Source organism: Sporosarcina koreensis, assembly GCF_001531445.1.
In the GTDB taxonomy this organism is placed as follows: Bacteria; Bacillota; Bacilli; order Bacillales_A; family Planococcaceae; genus Sporosarcina; species Sporosarcina koreensis_C.
The window spans coordinates 69,648-88,692 of record NZ_LQYA01000003.1; the positions used below are offsets into that span (position 1 = coordinate 69,648).

18 protein-coding genes and 1 other annotated feature are annotated in these 19,045 nt (G+C 45.9%); all 18 genes read left to right on the plus strand.

What is annotated here, in order from left to right; genetic code table 11:
* Positions 1-65 precede the first annotated feature (65 nt).
* The 18 genes from sigH (at position 66) to rplC (ending at position 19,040) form a co-directional block, all read left to right on the plus strand.
* Positions 66-716 (plus strand): RNA polymerase sporulation sigma factor SigH, encoded by a 651-nt coding sequence (sigH, locus tag AWV70_RS00850; protein ID WP_060203382.1) that lies wholly within the window; start codon positions 66-68, stop codon positions 714-716.
* 137 nt (positions 717-853) lie between these two features.
* A complete protein-coding gene (rpmG, locus tag AWV70_RS22735) occupies positions 854-1,003 on the plus strand; it encodes a 50S ribosomal protein L33 (protein ID WP_082713403.1) in 150 nt (49 codons plus the stop codon).
* A 39-nt stretch (positions 1,004-1,042) separates the two neighbouring features.
* Positions 1,043-1,228, plus strand: a complete 186-nt coding sequence (gene secE, locus AWV70_RS00855; protein WP_060203384.1) for a preprotein translocase subunit SecE — start codon at positions 1,043-1,045, stop codon at positions 1,226-1,228.
* Between the two features lie 158 nt (positions 1,229-1,386).
* The gene (gene nusG / locus AWV70_RS00860; RefSeq protein ID WP_060203515.1) at positions 1,387-1,920 is read left to right on the plus strand and encodes a transcription termination/antitermination protein NusG; all 534 of its coding nucleotides are present in this window, start codon (positions 1,387-1,389) and stop codon (positions 1,918-1,920) included.
* 171 nt (positions 1,921-2,091) lie between these two features.
* On the plus strand, positions 2,092-2,517 hold the full coding sequence (gene rplK, locus AWV70_RS00865; protein WP_060203386.1) for a 50S ribosomal protein L11: 426 nt from the start codon (positions 2,092-2,094) through the stop codon (positions 2,515-2,517).
* Positions 2,518-2,633: 116 nt separating this feature from the next.
* The gene (gene rplA / locus AWV70_RS00870; protein ID WP_060203388.1) at positions 2,634-3,332 is read left to right on the plus strand and encodes a 50S ribosomal protein L1; all 699 of its coding nucleotides are present in this window, start codon (positions 2,634-2,636) and stop codon (positions 3,330-3,332) included.
* 46 nt (positions 3,333-3,378) lie between these two features.
* Positions 3,379-3,527, plus strand: a sequence feature (ribosomal protein L10 leader region).
* A gap of 32 nt (positions 3,528-3,559) precedes the next feature.
* Positions 3,560-4,060 carry a 50S ribosomal protein L10 gene (rplJ, locus tag AWV70_RS00875; protein WP_060203390.1) on the plus strand — a complete coding sequence of 167 codons (501 nt, stop codon included), beginning with the start codon at positions 3,560-3,562 and terminating at the stop codon, positions 4,058-4,060.
* 76 nt (positions 4,061-4,136) lie between these two features.
* A complete protein-coding gene (gene rplL / locus AWV70_RS00880) occupies positions 4,137-4,502 on the plus strand; it encodes a 50S ribosomal protein L7/L12 (RefSeq protein WP_060203392.1) in 366 nt (121 codons plus the stop codon).
* A 99-nt stretch (positions 4,503-4,601) separates the two neighbouring features.
* Positions 4,602-5,210: a class I SAM-dependent methyltransferase gene (locus AWV70_RS00885; RefSeq protein ID WP_060203394.1), complete on the plus strand. Its 609-nt coding sequence runs from the start codon at positions 4,602-4,604 to the stop codon at positions 5,208-5,210.
* Positions 5,211-5,423: 213 nt separating this feature from the next.
* Positions 5,424-8,966, plus strand: coding sequence for a DNA-directed RNA polymerase subunit beta (gene rpoB, locus AWV70_RS00890; protein WP_201024293.1), 3,543 nt, complete (start codon positions 5,424-5,426; stop codon positions 8,964-8,966).
* 107 nt (positions 8,967-9,073) lie between these two features.
* Positions 9,074-12,667, plus strand: a complete 3,594-nt coding sequence (gene rpoC, locus AWV70_RS00895; RefSeq protein WP_060203398.1) for a DNA-directed RNA polymerase subunit beta' — start codon at positions 9,074-9,076, stop codon at positions 12,665-12,667.
* A gap of 127 nt (positions 12,668-12,794) precedes the next feature.
* On the plus strand, positions 12,795-13,043 hold the full coding sequence (locus AWV70_RS00900) for a 50S ribosomal protein L7ae-like protein (protein WP_060203401.1): 249 nt from the start codon (positions 12,795-12,797) through the stop codon (positions 13,041-13,043).
* 103 nt (positions 13,044-13,146) lie between these two features.
* Positions 13,147-13,566, plus strand: coding sequence for a 30S ribosomal protein S12 (gene rpsL, locus AWV70_RS00905; protein WP_060203403.1), 420 nt, complete (start codon positions 13,147-13,149; stop codon positions 13,564-13,566).
* A gap of 35 nt (positions 13,567-13,601) precedes the next feature.
* A complete protein-coding gene (rpsG, locus tag AWV70_RS00910) occupies positions 13,602-14,072 on the plus strand; it encodes a 30S ribosomal protein S7 (protein WP_060203405.1) in 471 nt (156 codons plus the stop codon).
* A 78-nt stretch (positions 14,073-14,150) separates the two neighbouring features.
* Positions 14,151-16,229: an elongation factor G gene (gene fusA, locus AWV70_RS00915; protein ID WP_060203408.1), complete on the plus strand. Its 2,079-nt coding sequence runs from the start codon at positions 14,151-14,153 to the stop codon at positions 16,227-16,229.
* 125 nt (positions 16,230-16,354) lie between these two features.
* Positions 16,355-17,542 carry an elongation factor Tu gene (gene tuf, locus AWV70_RS00920; RefSeq protein ID WP_060203410.1) on the plus strand — a complete coding sequence of 396 codons (1,188 nt, stop codon included), beginning with the start codon at positions 16,355-16,357 and terminating at the stop codon, positions 17,540-17,542.
* A 518-nt stretch (positions 17,543-18,060) separates the two neighbouring features.
* Complete coding sequence (rpsJ, locus tag AWV70_RS00925; protein WP_060203412.1) at positions 18,061-18,369, plus strand: 30S ribosomal protein S10; 309 nt, start codon at positions 18,061-18,063, stop codon at positions 18,367-18,369.
* Between the two features lie 41 nt (positions 18,370-18,410).
* Complete coding sequence (gene rplC / locus AWV70_RS00930) at positions 18,411-19,040, plus strand: 50S ribosomal protein L3 (protein ID WP_060203414.1); 630 nt, start codon at positions 18,411-18,413, stop codon at positions 19,038-19,040.
* Positions 19,041-19,045: the final 5 nt, after the last annotated feature.

Sequence of the window (19,045 nt, forward strand, 5' to 3'; positions counted from 1 at the left end):
TTGACGCAAAAAAATTCCATACGGTATACTGATTGAAATGGCAATAACGAATCGGGGTGTGGTGATTGGCGGGAAATGTATACGTTCAAGGGGGTATATCTGATTTCACCGGGCTATCTGATGAAGAGCTTTTAGTTCGTATTCATGAAGGCAGCACGGACGCGCTTGATTTCCTTATTACCAAATATCAATCTTTCGTAAAAATGAAAGCGCGCTCATATTTCATGATGGGCGGCGATCGGGAAGATATCATTCAGGAAGGAATGATCGGCCTTTACAAGGCAATCCGCGATTTCAGGACGGATCGGCTTGCTTCGTTCCGGGCATTTGCGGAACTATGCATTACAAGGCAAATCATAACGGCCATCAAGACGGCGACGAGACAGAAGCACATTCCGCTGAACACATCGGTATCATTGGACAAGCCTGTATTCGATGAGGAATCCGACCGCACATTGCTGGATGTCCTATCCGGATCTGTGCTCGATGATCCAGAGGATTTGATGATCCATAAGGAAGACTTCATCCATATGGAAGGGGAAATCAATAAAGTGCTGAGTGGTCTTGAAAAGCAGGTGCTATCACTCTATTTGGAAGGACAGTCCTATCAAGAGATTTCGGACGAATTGAACCGGCAAGTCAAATCCGTGGACAATGCACTGCAACGTATTAAGCGGAAACTTGAACGTCACATGCAGGTGGATGTCGTGCACTGAAGCATGTTTGGAATGGGTTGCCAACCAATTTCCATCGTGTTGACATCAAGAATGTTAGGTGGTACTCTTTAGCAAGGCAATGACTATATACTTAGACTGTCGACAAGAGTTGCACGACTGAAATTCAAGGTGAAAAAATGTCTAAAAAGCTGATTTTATGCTGTGATCAATGCGGGTCACGAAACTATGTCATCCCTGCGGGGAATAAGCAGACAACAGTCCGGTTCACAGTGAAGAAGTTTTGCAATCAATGCAATACACATACAGAACATAAACAAACAATCTAGTTGCAGCAATATACTTAGTATTCGGAGGTCTACGATTGAATGGGTAAGGTAACCGGCTTTTTTAAAGATGTCGTCTCTGAAATGCGGAAGGTCAGTTGGCCGAAGCGAAAAGAATTGACGCGCTATACGATCGTTGTTATCGCTACAGTCGTCTTCATGGCGATTTATTTCGGTCTCGTCGATTTAGGCATTTCAGAAGTCATGGAATGGTATCTTGCGTTATAATAGGGCAGCGTGAATAATCCTTGTTGAAAAATATCCCGTCTTGTCACATGAACGGGTTTTTTCATTTTACAGAAATATAGAGGGTCATCAGGTTATAATCGGGCAAGATATTTGAAAAAAAAGGAGGGACGGACACACAGTCCTACGTCATTATGGAAATGGAGAAAAATTGGTACGTCGTCCACACATATTCAGGTTATGAAAATAAGGTGAAGGCCAATCTGGAAAAACGTGTCGAGACGATGGGGATGCAAGACAAAATATTCCGCGTTGTCATTCCAGAAGAGCAGGAAACAGACTTCAAAGACGGCAAGAAACGCACAGTCATGAAAAAGACATTCCCAGGATACGTCCTCGTGGAGATCATCATGACAGATGATTCTTGGTACGTCGTCCGGAATACGCCAGGCGTCACAGGATTCATCGGATCTTCTGGCGGCGGAGCAAAGCCGACGCCGCTGTTGCCAGAAGAAGTAGACTTCATCCTCAAACAGATGGGCATGAAGGAACGGAAAGCTGAAGCTGACTTCGAAGTGGGCGAAGTAATCGAAGTCCTGGAAGGACCGTTCGCACACTTCCAAGGAAAAGTGGAAGAAATCGACCAAGACAAAGGGAAAGTCCGCGTATCCGTCGACATGTTCGGCAGGGAAACGATTATGGAACTTGACTTTGAACAAGTTGAAAAATTATAAGAGATTACCACTTGCAAGAAGAGCATAATAGTGGTATCATTTCAAAGGTCAGACTGTAAACTGAACAGACTGAACGGATTAACCATATTCTACCGGGTGAAACCGGCAGGCACATATTGAGTGGGAGGGGCAACCCAATTACCACATCACGGACTTAAGGAGGTGTGTCTCGTGGCTAAAAAAGTAACCAAAATCGTGAAATTGCAAATCCCTGCAGGTAAAGCTAACCCAGCTCCACCGGTTGGACCGGCGCTAGGTCAAGCAGGTGTCAACATCATGGGATTCTGTAAAGATTTCAACGCACGTACAGCGGATCAAGCAGGCCTAATCATTCCTGTTGAAATAACTGTATTTGAGGACCGTTCATTCACTTTTATTACAAAAACTCCACCAGCAGCAGTATTGCTGAAAGTTGCAGCTAATCTTCAAAAAGGTTCAGGTGAACCAAACAAAAAGAAGGTAGCTACTGTAAAACGTGATAAAGTTCGCGAAATTGCAGAACAAAAGATGCAGGACCTAAACGCAGCATCGGTTGAAGCGGCGATGGCAATGGTTGAAGGTACTGCGCGCAGTATGGGAATCACGATCGAAGACTGATCGCGATAAACAAACGCGTTTCTTTGTAGTGGGGGTTGCGCTTGTTCCTTGGAACACGCAACCCTTATTCGTGGGAGGTTCAATCCGTTAAAACCACAAACGAGGAGGAAATTTTAATGGCTAAAAGAGGTAAAAAGTTCACTGAAGCGGCGAAGCTTGTCGATCGCACGCAAGTGTATGACTTGAAAGAAGCGATTGAGCTTGCGAAGAAAACAAGCACAGTCAACTTTGACGCAACTGTTGAAGTCGCATTCCGTCTAGGAATCGACACTCGTAAAAACGACCAGCAAATCCGTGGAGCAGTCGTGCTTCCGAACGGTACTGGTAAAACTCAACGCGTTCTCGTTTTCGCAAAAGGCGAAAAGTTGAAAGAAGCGGAAGCTGCTGGTGCAGACTATGCAGGCGATGCAGAGTACATTACTAAAATCCAACAAGGTTGGTTCGATTTCGACGTTATCGTTGCAACTCCGGACATGATGGGCGAAGTTGGTAAAATCGGTCGGGTATTGGGACCAAAAGGCTTGATGCCAAACCCTAAAACAGGCACAGTAACATTTGATGTTGCGAAAGCTGTTGCGGAAATCAAAGCAGGTAAAGTTGAATACCGTGCGGACAAAGCGGGTATCATCCACGCGCCAATCGGAAAAGCTTCTTTCGACAACGAAAAGCTTGAAGAAAACTTCACAACTGTTTTTGAAACAATCCAAAAAGCTAAACCAGCTGCAGCTAAAGGAACTTACATGAAGTCAGTGAACATCACGACTACTATGGGTCCTGCGGTTAAAGTTGATCCGTCAACTGTAGTTGTTAAATAAAAAACATTGACAAGCTTGAAATCTTATAGTAAGATTTCGTTTGTTGTGAACTAAATCATTTGTACCGTAGACAGCAGGGGCGTATTACAGCTTAATCATCCTGCCGAGGACAAGACGCTCATTTATGTTAAAGATGACGACTTTTCTGCCCTCGTGGTCTACTTTGTAGATCGTGGGGGCTTTTCATATCGGTATGAATGACCCGAATTCTTACAGGAGGTGTCAAGATGAGCAAAGTATTAGAAGCTAAACAAGCGGTAGTTGAAGAGATCTCAGGTAAATTGAAATCAGCGGCTTCCGTTGTCGTAGTTGACTATCGTGGTCTAAACGTGAGCCAAGTTACGGAACTTCGTAAACAGCTTCGTGAAGCAGGCATCGACTTCAAAGTTTACAAAAACTCAATGTCGCGCCGTGCTGCTGAAGCAGCTGGACTTGAAGGGTTGAATGAGCATTTGGTAGGTCCAAACGCAATCGCATTTTCAAATGAAGATGTTGTTGCACCTGCTAAAATCCTTAATGACTTCGCTAAGAAGAACGACAAGCTTGAAATCAAAGCAGGCGTAATTGAAGGAAATGTTGCTTCTGTTGAAGATGTTAAAGCGTTGGCAGATCTTCCATCCCGCGAAGGACTTCTTTCCATGCTACTCAGCGTTCTACAAGCTCCAATGCGCAACTTCGCGCTTGCAACAAAAGCTGTTGCGGAGCAAAAAGAGGAACAAGGCGCTTAAGTTTACTCAAGTGGCCTGAACAAAAATCTGCGGGATGATTCCCGACAAACTAAAACCTATTTAGGAGGAAAACATAATGACTAAAGAACAAATCCTTGACGCGATTAAAGAAATGACAGTTCTTGAATTGAACGACCTTGTAAAAGCTATCGAAGAAGAATTCGGCGTAACTGCTGCAGCTCCAGTTGCAATGGTTGGCGGTGCAGGTGCTGGTGAAGCTGCTGCTGAGCAAACTGAATTCGACGTAGTTCTTGCATCTGCAGGAGACCAAAAAATCAAAGTTATCAAAGTTGTTCGCGAACTTACTGGCCTAGGCTTGAAAGAAGCGAAAGAAGTAGTTGATAACGCTCCTAAAGCAATCAAAGAAGGCGTTTCTAAAGAAGAAGCTGAAGAAATGAAAGCTAAACTTGAAGAAGTTGGCGCAGGCGTAGAAGTTAAGTAATTTTTGAATAATGAAGAAAGGCTCGTCAATCGGGACGGGCTTTTCTTCGTTTTTTTATCTTAAAAAATGGGCAACCTTTCGGGAGGAAGGAGGATCAGAATGTCTGAGCATTACTATTCAAAAAATCCAACAGTGAAAAGTGATCCGAAGGAATGGCAAGCGACATTGCGCGATAAACGGCTGCGCTTCAAGACGGATGCGGGTGTATTCAGCAAGGGAGAAGTGGATTTCGGTTCTCGTTTATTAGCGGAAACGTTCACTATTCCCGATGTGGAAGGTGACGTGCTGGATGTTGGCTGTGGATACGGACCTATCGGATTGTCGATCGCCGCATCTTTTCCGGATCGGATCATCCATATGGTTGATGTCAACGAAAGGGCTATGGCGCTCGCAAAAGAAAATGCCGAACTGAACGGCATACAGAATGTGTTGGTCTATCCGAGCGATGCATTGTCGGCTGTAGAGGCGGAAGGTTTCGCTGCGATATTGACGAACCCGCCTATCCGGGCAGGAAAAGAGACGGTATTCAACATCTATGATGGAGCTTTTGCGAAATTGACAGTTGGAGGAGACCTATGGGTTGTCATTCAGAAGAAGCAAGGAGCTCCTTCGACAATGGCGCATTTGACGGAGGTTTTCGGGAATGTGGAAACCGTGGAAAAGAAAAAAGGATATTTTATACTTAAAGCCAAAAAAATCTTGACCTGAGAGTTTTGTTGTGCTAGTATTGTAAAATGCATAAATAATATAATGCGGTCGTGTGCCCTTTTGCATAAGATTTGGAAATCTAAGGCATACTGGCAATGGATAAAAGATTGTTAAACCGAAAATGAGCTCTTGCCAGAACTCGTTTTCTTTTTGTTTTTTCGATATCATACACTATTTTTATGATTTCGCAAAGGACTAATATTGTTTTGAGGGGTGAAAGAGTTGACAGGTCATTTAGTTCAGTATGGTCAACACCGTCAGCGCAGAAGCTTTGCGCGGATCAATGAAGTTCTCGAGCTGCCGAATTTGATTGAAATCCAGACGGCATCTTATGAGTGGTTCCTGGAAGAAGGTTTGCGGGAAATGTTCCGCGATATTTCTCCGATCCAGGATTTCACGGGTAATCTTTCGTTGGAATTCATTGATTATCAACTTGGTGAACCGAAATACCCTGTTGATGAATCAAAAGAGCGTGACGTTACGTATGCAGCGCCGTTGCGCGTAAAAGTACGCTTGCACAACAAGGAAACGGAAGAAGTGAAGGAACAGGACGTTTTCATGGGCGACTTCCCGCTTATGACCGAAAACGGGACGTTCATTATCAACGGTGCGGAGCGGGTTATCGTATCCCAGCTCGTTCGATCTCCGAGCGTCTACTTCAACGATAAGACGGACAAGAACGGAAAACGCGGATTTGCTGCGACTGTCATTCCGAACCGCGGTGCATGGCTCGAGTATGAGACTGACGCGAAAGATGTAGTCCATGTCCGAATCGACCGTACCCGTAAATTGCCGATTACCGTCCTTCTTCGGGCGCTTGGATTTTCAACGGATCAAGAAATCATTGATTTGATTGGAGATAACGAGTATTTGCGCAATACGCTTGAAAAGGATAACACGGAAACTTCGGAGAAAGCCTTGCTTGAAATCTACGAACGTCTTCGTCCCGGTGAGCCACCAACGTTGGACAGCGCGAAAAGCCTGCTGTATTCCCGCTTCTTCGACCCGAAAAGGTATGATTTGGCGAATGTCGGCCGTTATAAAATGAACAAAAAGCTACATTTGCAAAACCGCCTGTTCAATCAAACGGTTGCAGAAACACTGGCAGACCCTGAAACAGGTGAAATTTTAGTTGAGAAGGATCAGCTGCTAGACCGTCGGACATTGGATCGTCTGTTGCCTCATCTTGAAAAAGGCGTTGGCATTCAGGAAGTATCGCATATTGGCGGAGTTCTGGAAGACGACATCACAATCCAGACAATCAAGATCTATGCTCCAAAAAGCGAAGAGAAGCAAGTGATCAATGTCATTTCGAATGTGAGCATCGATGAATCGGTGAAAAATGTGACACCTGCGGATATCGTCGCTTCCATTAGCTATTTCTTTAACTTGCTCCACGGCGTTGGAAACACGGATGATATCGACCATCTCGGAAACCGGCGCCTGCGTTCTGTAGGTGAATTGCTTCAAAACCAATTCCGGATCGGGTTATCCCGTATGGAACGTGTTGTTAAGGAACGAATGTCCATCAATGACACGCAATCAATCGTACCTCAGCAATTGATCAATATCAGACCGGTCATCGCTTCCATCAAGGAATTCTTCGGCAGCTCTCAGTTGTCCCAATTCATGGACCAGACGAATCCGCTTGCCGAATTGACGCATAAACGACGTCTATCTGCACTAGGACCAGGCGGACTGACGAGAGAACGTGCGGGCATGGAAGTCCGTGACGTTCACTACTCCCACTACGGACGTATGTGTCCGATTGAAACACCGGAAGGTCCGAACATCGGATTGATCAACTCTCTTTCAACGTTTGCGAGAGTGAATAAGTTCGGTTTCATTGAAACTCCCTATCGGAAGGTTGATCCTGAAACTGGGCGCGTCACTCACCAAATCGATTATTTGACTGCGGATATCGAGGATAACTATGTCGTTGCACAGGCGAATGCGCCGCTCAATGAAGATGGTTCCTACGTCAATGAAGAAGTCGTCGGCCGTTTCCAAGGAGATAACACAGTGTTCAAGCGCGAACAGATAGACTATATGGATGTATCTCCAAAGCAAGTCGTGTCTGCAGCGACTGCTTGTATCCCGTTCCTTGAAAACGATGACTCCAACCGTGCATTGATGGGTGCGAACATGCAACGTCAAGCGGTGCCTTTGTTGAATCCAGAAGCCCCGTTTGTCGGCACAGGTATGGAACACGTATCAGCGCGTGACTCCGGAGCTGCGGTAATTGCGAAATACCACGGAATCGTCGAGCACGTCGAGGCGAAGGAAATCCGAATCCGCCGTATTGAAACGGTGGACGACAAAGAAGTGAAGGGCGACTTGACGATTTATCGCCTTGAGAACTTCATCCGTTCCAACCAAGGGACTTGCTATAATCAACGTCCGATCGTCAGCGTCGGGGATCGTGTAAAACCGCGTGATATCCTCGCAGACGGTCCGTCGATGGATAGCGGAGAGCTTGCTTTAGGCCGCAACGTCCTTACAGCATTTATGACTTGGGACGGTTACAACTATGAAGATGCCATCATCATGAGCGAACGTCTTGTGAAAGATGATGTCTTCACATCGATCCATATCGAAGAATATGAATCGGAAGCGCGCGACACGAAACTTGGACCTGAAGAGATTACAAGGGACATCCCGAATGTCGGAGAAGAAGCGCTTCGTAACTTGGATGACCGCGGTATTATCCGTATCGGTGCAGAAGTTCGAGACGGCGACATCCTTGTCGGTAAAGTGACGCCTAAAGGGGTAACAGAACTGACAGCTGAAGAAAGGCTCCTTCATGCCATCTTCGGTGAAAAGGCGCGAGAAGTGCGCGATACTTCATTGCGTGTTCCTCACGGTGCAGGCGGTATCGTCCTTGACGTGAAAGTGTTCAATCGTGAAGATGGGGACGAATTGCCACCGGGTGTCAACCAGCTCGTCCGTGCGTATATCGTTCAGAAACGTAAAATCTCCGTTGGGGATAAGATGGCTGGACGCCACGGTAACAAAGGGGTCATTTCGCGCATCTTGCCTGAATCGGATATGCCATATCTTCCGGACGGCACACCGATTGACGTCATGTTGAACCCGCTTGGTGTACCATCCCGTATGAACATCGGACAGGTATTGGAGATGCACCTTGGAATGGCTGCGCGGAATCTCGGCGTCCATATGGCTTCGCCGGTATTTGACGGAGCGAATGAAGATGATGTATGGGCGACGATGGAAGAGGCAGGCATGAACCGTGACGGAAAAACGATTCTTTATGATGGTCGTTCAGGCGAGCCATTTGACAGCCGCGTATCCGTCGGTGTCATGTATTTGATCAAGCTTGCGCATATGGTCGACGACAAGCTGCATGCTCGGTCGACTGGACCGTACTCGCTCGTTACGCAACAGCCGCTCGGAGGGAAAGCCCAATTCGGCGGACAGCGTTTCGGGGAGATGGAAGTTTGGGCGCTCGAAGCTTATGGTGCCGCTTATACATTGCAAGAAATCCTCACTGTCAAGTCAGATGACGTCGTCGGCCGTGTGAAGACATACGAAGCGATCGTCAAAGGTCAAAGCGTTCCTCAACCGGGTGTCCCTGAATCGTTCAAAGTATTGATCAAAGAACTTCAGAGCCTTGGGTTGGACGTGAAGATGCTGACAGAGGAATTTGAAGAAATCGAAATGCGCGATCTTGATGATGACGATGATATGCAACCGACAGACGCATTGAATCTCATGGCTGAAGATCAAACGGTTTAATGAAACGTATTTGTACAATTGGATAGGGGAGCTCCGAACGCTCCTCTATTTTTAACGATAATGATGAGAGTCCATCGCGGAGATAAGATAAGAGGGAGGTAGGCTCCTTGATAGATGTAAACAATTTTGAGTATATGAAAATCGGCCTTGCTTCACCGGATAAAATTCGTTCTTGGTCTTACGGTGAAGTGAAAAAACCCGAAACGATCAACTATCGTACGTTAAAGCCCGAAAAAGACGGTTTGTTCTGTGAACGGATCTTCGGACCTACAAAAGACTGGGAATGTCATTGTGGAAAATATAAGCGCGTCCGTTACAAGGGCGTCGTCTGTGATCGATGCGGCGTCGAAGTGACAAGGCAAAAAGTGCGCCGCGAACGTATGGGGCATATCGAACTTGCTGCACCGGTCACACATATTTGGTATTTCAAAGGCATCCCGAGCAGAATGGGTCTTATTCTTGATATGACGCCACGTGCGTTGGAAGAAATCATTTATTTCGCTTCTTACGTTGTTGTCGATCCAGCGGATACACCACTGGAACGGAAACAATTGCTTTCTGAGAAGGAATTCAGACTGTACCGTGAAAAGTACGGCTCGAAATTCCAGGCGCTTATGGGTGCGGAAGCAATTGAACAGCTTTTGATGGCGATTGATTTGGATAAAGAAACGGAAATGCTGAAGGAAGAATTGAAGACGGTACAAGGTCAGCGTCGTACACGTGCGATCAGACGCTTGGAAGTCGTCGAATCCTTCCGTAACTCTGGAAACCGTCCGGAATGGATGGTTCTCGAAGTGTTACCGGTTATTCCGCCTGAATTGCGACCGATGGTACAGTTGGACGGCGGCCGTTTTGCGACATCCGATTTGAACGACCTTTACCGGAGGGTTATCAACCGTAACAACCGGTTGAAGCGTCTTCTTGACCTCGGCGCGCCTGGCATTATCGTGCAGAACGAAAAACGTATGCTGCAAGAAGCCGTTGATGCGCTTGTTGATAATGGACGACGCGGACGTCCGGTTACAGGACCAGGGAATCGTCCGTTGAAATCCCTCTCCCATATGTTGAAAGGGAAGCAAGGTCGCTTCCGTCAAAACCTATTGGGTAAACGGGTCGATTATTCAGGCCGTTCGGTTATCGTTGTCGGTCCTAACTTGAAAATGTATCAATGTGGACTTCCGAAAGAGATGGCCATTGAATTATTCAAGCCTTTCGTCATGAAAGAATTGGTAGAACGCGGACTTGCTCATAACATCAAGAGTGCAAAACGTAAAATTGAACGTTTGCATTCCGAAGTTTGGGATGTCCTCGAAGACGTCATTAAGGAGCATCCGGTCTTACTAAACCGTGCCCCTACTCTTCATAGACTTGGAATCCAGGCATTCGAACCGATGTTGGTGGAAGGCCGTGCCATCCAGCTTCATCCACTCGTATGTACAGCTTATAACGCTGACTTTGACGGTGACCAAATGGCTGTTCACGTTCCGCTTTCGGCTGAAGCTCAAGCTGAAGCTCGTTTGCTAATGCTTGCCGCGCAAAACATCTTGAACCCGAAAGACGGAAAACCGGTAGTTACACCATCCCAGGATATGGTTTTGGGCAACTACTACCTTACGTTGGAAAGGGAAGGGTCGATCGGTGAAGGGGCAATTTTCAGCAATATGAACGAGGCTTTGATTGCCTATCAAACTGGCCATGTCCATTTGCATACAAGAATCGCCATCCAAGCTGGTTCTCTGAACAACCCAACATTTACAGAAGAACAGAACCGCAAGCTTTTATTGACAACAATCGGGAAGCTCATTTTCAATGAAATCCTTCCTGAAACGTTCCCATACATCAATGAACCGACGAATCACAATCTGCAGATTGAGACGCCGGATAAATATTTCATCGATGGTACGGTCAATGTAAAAGAGCATATTCAGAATGCGGAGATCGTCCTTCCGTTCCGTAAAAAGATTCTCGGAAACATCATCGCGGAAATCTTCAAGAAGTTCCACATTACGGAAACTTCAAGAATGCTTGACCGGATGAAAAACCTTGGATTCAGATATTCAACTCGCGCAGGCATCACGGTCGGTATTTCAGACATCGTCGTATTGCCGAACAAAGATGAAATACTGCAAGAGGCGCAAGATAAAGTGGATAAAGTGACGCAACAATTCCGCCGTGGTCTTATTACGGAAGAAGAGCGTTATGACCGTGTCATTTCTTACTGGAGCAATGCGAAGGACGTCATCCAGGATAAACTGATGGACTCCCTTGAAAATACAAACCCTATTTACATGATGAGTGACTCAGGCGCCCGTGGTAACGCGTCCAACTTCACACAGCTCGCGGGAATGAGGGGACTGATGGCCAACCCGGCAGGCCGGATCATCGAGTTGCCAATCAAGTCATCGTTCCGTGAAGGATTGACAGTACTCGAGTACTTCATTTCTACACATGGTGCCCGTAAAGGTCTTGCGGATACAGCGTTGAAAACTGCCGACTCAGGTTACTTGACACGACGTCTCGTTGACGTTGCGCAAGATGTCATCGTACGTGAAGACGATTGTGGAACGGACAGAGGTCTGCAAATCAGTGCGCTTACTGAAGGAACAGAAATTATCGAAACGTTGGAAGAGCGTATTGAAGGCCGTCATACGAAGAAAACGATCCGTCATCCGGAAACGGGCGAAGTGATTGTTCCTAAAGATGGTCTTGTCACTGCCGATCTTGCGAATGAAATCATCAGCGCAGGCATCGAAACAGTTACAATCCGCTCCGCGTTCACGTGTAATACAAAACACGGTATTTGTAAAAAATGTTACGGCATCAACCTTGCAACAGGGGAAGCGGTCGAAGTTGGCGAAGCGGTCGGTATTATCGCTGCGCAATCGATCGGTGAGCCTGGTACACAGCTTACGATGCGTACATTCCATACAGGTGGAGTTGCCGGGGATGACATTACGTCCGGTCTTCCGCGTATCCAAGAGATTTTCGAATCCCGGAACCCGAAAGGGCAAGCGGTCATCTCTGAGATCAAAGGTGAAGTCACTGAGATTGACGAAATTCGGGAAGGGCAGAAGGAAATCACAATTCAAGGGGAAGTCGAGACGCGCAAGTATCTCGCTCCATATAATGCCCGCTTGAAAGTGCAAGTCGGCGATTCGATCGATCGTGGGGATAGCATCACTGAAGGTTCCATCGATCCGAAAGAATTGATCATCGTCAAAGACGTCGCGACTGTACAAGAATACCTTCTTAAAGAAGTTCAGAAAGTATACCGTATGCAAGGTGTTGAAATCGGAGATAAGCACGTTGAGGTGATGGTTCGCCAAATGCTTCGAAAAGTTCGTGTCATCGAAGCTGGAGACACGGATCTACTTCCGGGCTCGTTGCTCGATATCCACCAATTCGCCGAAGCGAACGCAAAAGTACTGAAAAGCGGGAAAGTGCCGGCTACATCACGTCCGGTAATTCTCGGTATTACGAAAGCTTCGCTTGAAACGGAATCCTTCTTGTCAGCGGCATCCTTCCAAGAAACGACTCGTGTCCTAACAGATGCAGCGATCAAAGGAAAAACGGATGAATTGCTCGGTCTGAAGGAAAACGTCATTATCGGTAAACTCGTTCCAGCTGGAACAGGCATGCAACGCTATCGTCAAATTCAGATGGAACAAGATGAAGAGGCGACAGCAGCGGTTGTCGAATAAATGATTATTGAAATGGGGAGAGAAAAAATCCTCTCCCTATTTTTTATTAATTGTTGACATGCTTCTTTACAGATGATAATATACAAAAGGTTGATAGTTGAATGTCTGTACTTTGGAGGATGTGTGAATGTCTTATGAAAAAGTCGAGCAGGCAAAGAAGACAATCATCGGTACAAAGCAAACAGTGAAAGCGATAAAGTCTGGCGTGGTGAAGGAAGTCGTCATTGCGAAAGATGCCGAACAGAAGCTGATTGACCCGGTAATCTGGGAAGCGGCCCAGCATGGCATTCAAGTAAGTTATGTCGATTCGAGGGAAAAACTCGGTCTGGCATGCGGCATTCAAGTCGGTGCGTCCGTCGTCGCCATTACTGTATGATAGTTTTTGTGTGAAGAAACACACAAAGACTTTGTTTTTACCCCAAAAATGAACCACCTGGATGTGTGGTCTTACAAAAAGCACAGTGAAAGGAGGAAATCCGATGCCTACAATTAACCAATTGGTCCGTAAACCTCGTAAATCGAAATCGGACACTTCCAAGGCACCAGCACTCGGAAAAAGCTATAATAGCTTCAAAAAGTCGATGACAAATGTCAACTCGCCACAAAAAAGAGGTGTTTGTACTCGTGTGGGTACAATGACTCCGAAGAAACCGAACTCGGCTCTTCGTAAATATGCGCGTGTTCGTTTAACTAACACTTTGGAAGTGAACGCATATATCCCTGGTGAAGGCCACAACCTTCAAGAGCACAGCGTTGTTCTTATCCGCGGAGGACGTGTAAAAGACTTACCGGGTGTTCGTTACCACATCGTACGTGGAGCGCTTGATACTGCTGGAGTTACTGGCCGTATGCAAAGCCGTTCGCAATATGGTGCTAAAAAACCAAAAGAAAAGAAATAATAACTAAATGATCATTTCGAAAGGAGGAAAACAATATGCCTCGAAAAGGTCCTGTTGCAAAACGTGACGTATTACCGGATCCGATTTACAATTCGAAGCTAGTCACTCGTCTTATCAACAAAATGATGGTAGACGGTAAAAAAGGTACATCTCAAAATATCCTCTATGGTGCGTTTGAACTTGTGAAAGAACGCTCAGGTAAAGACGCTTTAGAAGTATTTGAAGCAGCATTGAACAATGTTATGCCAGTGCTTGAAGTACGTGCTCGCCGTGTCGGTGGTGCGAACTACCAAGTTCCGGTCGAAGTTCGTCCAGAGCGCCGTACAACTCTCGGATTGCGTTACCTAGTTAACTACTCCCGCTCACGTGGCGAGAAAACGATGGAAGAGCGTCTTGCGAATGAAATCCTTGATGCGTCCAACAATACAGGTGCATCCGTGAAACGTCGTGAAGAAATGCATAAAATGGCTGAAGCCAACAAAGCATTCGCTCACTATCGCTGGTAAGATCGGACGGTTTATCTTTATTCACGCTTATGCGTGATTGATTGACACCTTAATCCGAAACGGAAGGAGTTATACAAAATGGCTAGAGAGTTCTCCTTAGAGAATACTCGTAACATTGGTATCATGGCTCACATCGACGCCGGTAAGACGACGACAACTGAGCGGATCCTTTTTTACACAGGTAAGATCCATAAAATTGGTGAAACGCACGAAGGGGCTTCCCAAATGGACTGGATGGAGCAGGAGCAAGAGCGTGGAATCACGATCACATCTGCTGCGACAACAGCTGCATGGAAAGGCCATCGTGTAAACATCATCGATACTCCAGGACACGTAGACTTCACAGTTGAAGTTGAACGTTCACTTCGCGTATTGGATGGTGCTGTAACAGTTCTTGACGCTCAATCGGGCGTTGAACCACAAACAGAAACAGTTTGGCGCCAAGCGACAAACTACAAAGTTCCTCGTCTTGTTTTCGTTAACAAGATGGACAAAACAGGTGCAGACTTCCTTTACTCTGTAGGCACTCTTCATGATCGTCTACAAGCAAACGCTGTTCCTATCCAACTCCCGATCGGTGCTGAAGATAATTTCAGCGGCATCATCGACCTCGTTGAAATGAAAGCGACTCTATACGGTAATGACCTCGGAACAGACACAACTGTCGAAGACATTCCGGAAGAGTATCGTGAGCAAGCTGATGAGTACCGCGAGAAATTGATCGAAGCGATCGTAGACTTTGATGAAGATCTCATGGAAAAATACCTCGGCGGCGAAGAGCTTACAGTCGAAGAAATCAAAACTGCAATCCGTAAAGCGACACTTGCGGTACAATTCTACCCTGTTGTTTGCGGTACTGCTTTCAAAAACAAAGGTGTTCAATTAGTTCTCGATGCTGTCGTTGACTATTTGCCATCACCACTTGATATCGAAGCAATGACGGGTGTCAACCCGGATACAGAACAAGAAGAAGAGCGTCATTCCAGCGACGAAGAGCCATTCTCTGCTCTAGCGTTCAAAGTTATGACAGACCCATATGTTGGTAAGCTTACATTCTTCCGTGTTTATTCCGGAGTCCTTCAATCAGGTTCATATGTACAGAACTCTACAAAAGGTAAGCGTGAGCGTGTAGGACGTATCCTGCAAATGCACGCAAACAGCCGTGAAGAGATTTCTGAAGTGCATTCTGGTGAAATCGCAGCAGCAGTCGGTTTGAAAGATACTGGAACAGGTGACACGCTTTGTGACGACAAAGCACCAATCATCCTTGAGTCCATGGAGTTCCCAGAACCGGTTATCTCTGTAGCAATCGAACCGAAGACAAAAGGCGACCAGGACAAGATGGGTACAGCTCTTGCGAAACTTCAAGAGGAAGACCCGACTTTCCGTGCGCATACTGACCAAGAAACAGGCGAAGTCATCATCGCTGGTATGGGTGAACTTCACCTTGATATCATCGTCGACCGTCTACGCCGCGAGTTCAAGGTTGAAGCAAACGTAGGTGCACCACAAGTATCTTATCGTGAAACATTCCGTACTGCAGCGGAAGTTGAAGGTAAGTTCGTCCGCCAATCCGGTGGTCGTGGTCAATACGGACACGTTTGGATCGAGTTCTCGCCAAACGAAGAAGGAAAAGGTTTCGAATTCGTTAACAATATCGTTGGTGGTGTTGTTCCTCGTGAATACATCGCTTCCGTTGAAGCGGGTGTTCGTGACTCCCTTAACAATGGTGTTCTTGCTGGTTATCCGTTGATCGACGTAAAAGCGCGTCTATTCGATGGTTCTTACCATGACGTCGACTCCAACGAGATGGCGTTCAAGATCGCTGCTTCCATGGCACTTAAAAATGCCGCTGCAAAATGTAACCCAGTTCTTCTTGAGCCGATGATGAAAGTTGAAGTAATCATCCCTGAAGAATACATGGGCGACATCATGGGTGATATCACATCACGCCGTGGTCGCGTGGAAGGTATGGACGCTCGCGGTAACGCACAAGTTGTCCGTGCAATGGTTCCACTTGCAGAGATGTTCGGTTACGCAACTTCACTTCGTTCGAATACACAAGGCCGTGGAGTATTCTCTATGACATTCGATCACTACGAAGACGTTCCGAAATCAGTTGCAGAGGAAGTTATCAAGAAAAATAAAGGTGAATAATTAAAATTCATCCTTGTTTCCAACAATGATTACTTGTAAGATATGGATAGTTGGAGGGAGTATTTTCTCCAGCATCCATGCTTATAAAAAATAAAACATTCATATTTTTAAGGAGGAATTCCACAATGGGTAAAGAGAAATTCGATCGCTCCAAGGAGCATGCTAACGTTGGTACAATCGGTCACGTTGACCATGGTAAAACAACTTTGACTGCTGCAATCGCAACAGTTCTTTCGAAACAAATGGGTGGAGAAGCGAAATCTTACGCTGACGTAGATAACGCTCCAGAAGAAAAAGAGCGTGGAATCACGATCAATACTTCACACATCGAGTATGAAACTGACAAACGTCACTATGCACACGTTGACTGCCCAGGTCACGCTGACTACGTTAAAAACATGATCACTGGTGCAGCTCAAATGGACGGCGGAATCCTAGTTGTATCTGCAGCTGACGGCCCAATGCCACAAACTCGTGAGCACATCCTTCTTTCCCGTCAAGTAGGTGTTCCTTACCTAGTTGTATTCATGAACAAATGTGACATGGTTGACGACGAAGAGCTTCTTGAGCTAGTCGAAATGGAAATCCGTGACCTTCTTTCTGAGTATGAGTTCCCTGGCGACGACATTCCTGTCATCAAAGGTTCTGCTCTTAAAGCACTTGAAGGTGAGGCACAATGGGAAGAGAAAATCATCGAGCTTATGAACGCTGTTGATGAGTACATCCCAACACCACCACGTGACACTGACAAGCCATTCATGATGCCGGTTGAGGATGTATTCTCAATTACAGGCCGTGGTACAGTTGCTACAGGACGTGTTGAGCGTGGACAAGTTAAAGTCGGTGACGTTGTTGACATCATCGGTTTGACTGACGAGCCAAAATCAACTACTGTAACAGGTGTTGAAATGTTCCGTAAGCTTCTTGACTATGCAGAAGCTGGCGACAACATCGGTGCACTTCTTCGTGGGGTTGCTCGTGAAGACATCGAACGTGGTCAAGTACTTGCGAAACCAGGTACAATCACACCACACACTAAATTCAAATCAGAAGTTTATGTTCTTTCAAAAGAAGAGGGTGGACGTCATACTCCATTCTTCTCTAACTACCGCCCACAGTTCTACTTCCGTACAACTGACGTAACTGGCATCATCCAACTTCCAGAAGGCGTGGAAATGGTTATGCCTGGCGACAACGTTGAAATGACAGTTGAACTTATCGCTCCAATCGCGATTGAAGAAGGTACTAAATTCTCAATCCGTGAAGGTGGACGTACAGTAGGCGCTGGCGTTGTAGCAACTATCGAAAAGTAATAAACTTTTAAATCCCGCACTCGTGCGGGATTTTTTAATTGGAAAGCCATTTTGCTAGTCAATGACATTTGGTGCGAGTGGTAATGCGGCTGGATCTATGGATTGCTGACGCGGTAATGGGAACAATCATTTAGGATCCATTCATTCCCGTTCAAGGTCCATTCTTTTAAACAAGGTCTCCATTATTCCATTAAGGTCTCAATTAATCACGCGTAGTACCATCGCTGTGCCCGGTTACCAAATAGCGGAATGCTTCGCTAAAAACCTCACTAGTTTTCATGTAAAATCCCACAAAATAGTTGAATAATAAGCAACATCCTATTATAATAAAAAAGCTGATAAAAGAATTTCGCCAAAAGGGTTGCGGGATTCTTTTTCATTGTGTATAATGTTGAATGTTGGTCTTTGACTGCGATGAAGCGAGAGGTTGCCGACACACCCGGCCGCTTTGCCATGGCATGTGTGTGGGAAATTTTCGTGGAGAATGTCTAGAAAATAGGCGAGAAGGAGGGAAAGTAATGGCAAAACAGAAGATTCGTATCCGTTTAAAAGCATATGATCACAGAATCCTTGATCAGTCAGCTGAAAAAATTGTAGAAACAGCAAAACGTTCAGGTGCAAGCGTATCAGGTCCGATACCACTTCCAACTGAAAGATCTGTTTATACAGTACTTCGTGCGGTACATAAGTACAAAGATTCGCGCGAGCAGTTCGAAATGCGTACGCACAAACGTCTTATCGATATCGTCAACCCGACACCACAAACTGTCGATGCATTGATGAAGCTCGATTTACCATCTGGCGTTGACATTGAAATCAAACTTTAATCGATAAAAATAAAACTTATTAAATTCAGGAGGTGTGACAAATGACCAAAGGAATCTTAGGGAGAAAAGTCGGCATGACGCAAATCTTTGCTGAAAACGGCGATCTCATTCCAGTGACTGTGATTGAAGCTGCTCCAAACGTTGTTCTTCAAAAGAAGACAAACGAAACAGACGGCTATGAAGCAATCCAGCTTGGATTCGACGACAAACGTGAAAAGCTTGCGAACAAACCTGAAAAGGGACACGTTGCAAAAGCTGAAACGGCACCTAAGCGCTTCATTCGCGAATTCCGCGGACTTGACGTAGCTGGGTATGAAGTTGGTCAGGAAGTCAAAGTCGATACATTCGCAGAAGGCGATATCGTCGACATTACAGGAGTATCAAAAGGTAAAGGGTTCCAAGGTGTTATCAAACGCCACGGATACTCACGCGGACCAATGAGTCACGGTTCCCGTTTCCACCGTGCACCAGGTTCACTAGGTGCGGTTGACGGACAACGCGTATTCAAAGGTAAAAAATTGCCTGGACGTACTGGTGGAGACACTATCACGATCCAAAACCTTGAAATCGTACGAGTTGACGCTGAGCGTAACTTGTTGCTTGTTAAAGGTAATGTTCCTGGAGCACGCAAATCACTAATCACAGTGAAAAGCGCAATCAAAGGGAACTAATTCTT

What these genes read in the sequence shown, in the direction of transcription:
- rpmG (WP_082713403.1), top strand. Translation starts at nt 854, where the DNA reads ATGTCTAAAAAGCTGATTTTATGCTGTGATCAATGCGGGTCACGAAAC.
- secE (WP_060203384.1), top strand. Translation starts at nt 1,043, where the DNA reads ATGGGTAAGGTAACCGGCTTTTTTAAAGATGTCGTCTCTGAAATGCGG.
- nusG (WP_060203515.1), top strand. Translation starts at nt 1,387, where the DNA reads ATGGAGAAAAATTGGTACGTCGTCCACACATATTCAGGTTATGAAAAT.
- rplA (WP_060203388.1), top strand. Translation starts at nt 2,634, where the DNA reads ATGGCTAAAAGAGGTAAAAAGTTCACTGAAGCGGCGAAGCTTGTCGAT.
- rplJ (WP_060203390.1), top strand. Translation starts at nt 3,560, where the DNA reads ATGAGCAAAGTATTAGAAGCTAAACAAGCGGTAGTTGAAGAGATCTCA.
- rplL (WP_060203392.1), top strand. Translation starts at nt 4,137, where the DNA reads ATGACTAAAGAACAAATCCTTGACGCGATTAAAGAAATGACAGTTCTT.
- AWV70_RS00885 (WP_060203394.1), top strand. Translation starts at nt 4,602, where the DNA reads ATGTCTGAGCATTACTATTCAAAAAATCCAACAGTGAAAAGTGATCCG.
- AWV70_RS00900 (WP_060203401.1), top strand. Translation starts at nt 12,795, where the DNA reads ATGTCTTATGAAAAAGTCGAGCAGGCAAAGAAGACAATCATCGGTACA.
- rpsL (WP_060203403.1), top strand. Translation starts at nt 13,147, where the DNA reads ATGCCTACAATTAACCAATTGGTCCGTAAACCTCGTAAATCGAAATCG.
- rpsG (WP_060203405.1), top strand. Translation starts at nt 13,602, where the DNA reads ATGCCTCGAAAAGGTCCTGTTGCAAAACGTGACGTATTACCGGATCCG.
- fusA (WP_060203408.1), top strand. Translation starts at nt 14,151, where the DNA reads ATGGCTAGAGAGTTCTCCTTAGAGAATACTCGTAACATTGGTATCATG.
- tuf (WP_060203410.1), top strand. Translation starts at nt 16,355, where the DNA reads ATGGGTAAAGAGAAATTCGATCGCTCCAAGGAGCATGCTAACGTTGGT.
- rpsJ (WP_060203412.1), top strand. Translation starts at nt 18,061, where the DNA reads ATGGCAAAACAGAAGATTCGTATCCGTTTAAAAGCATATGATCACAGA.
- rplC (WP_060203414.1), top strand. Translation starts at nt 18,411, where the DNA reads ATGACCAAAGGAATCTTAGGGAGAAAAGTCGGCATGACGCAAATCTTT.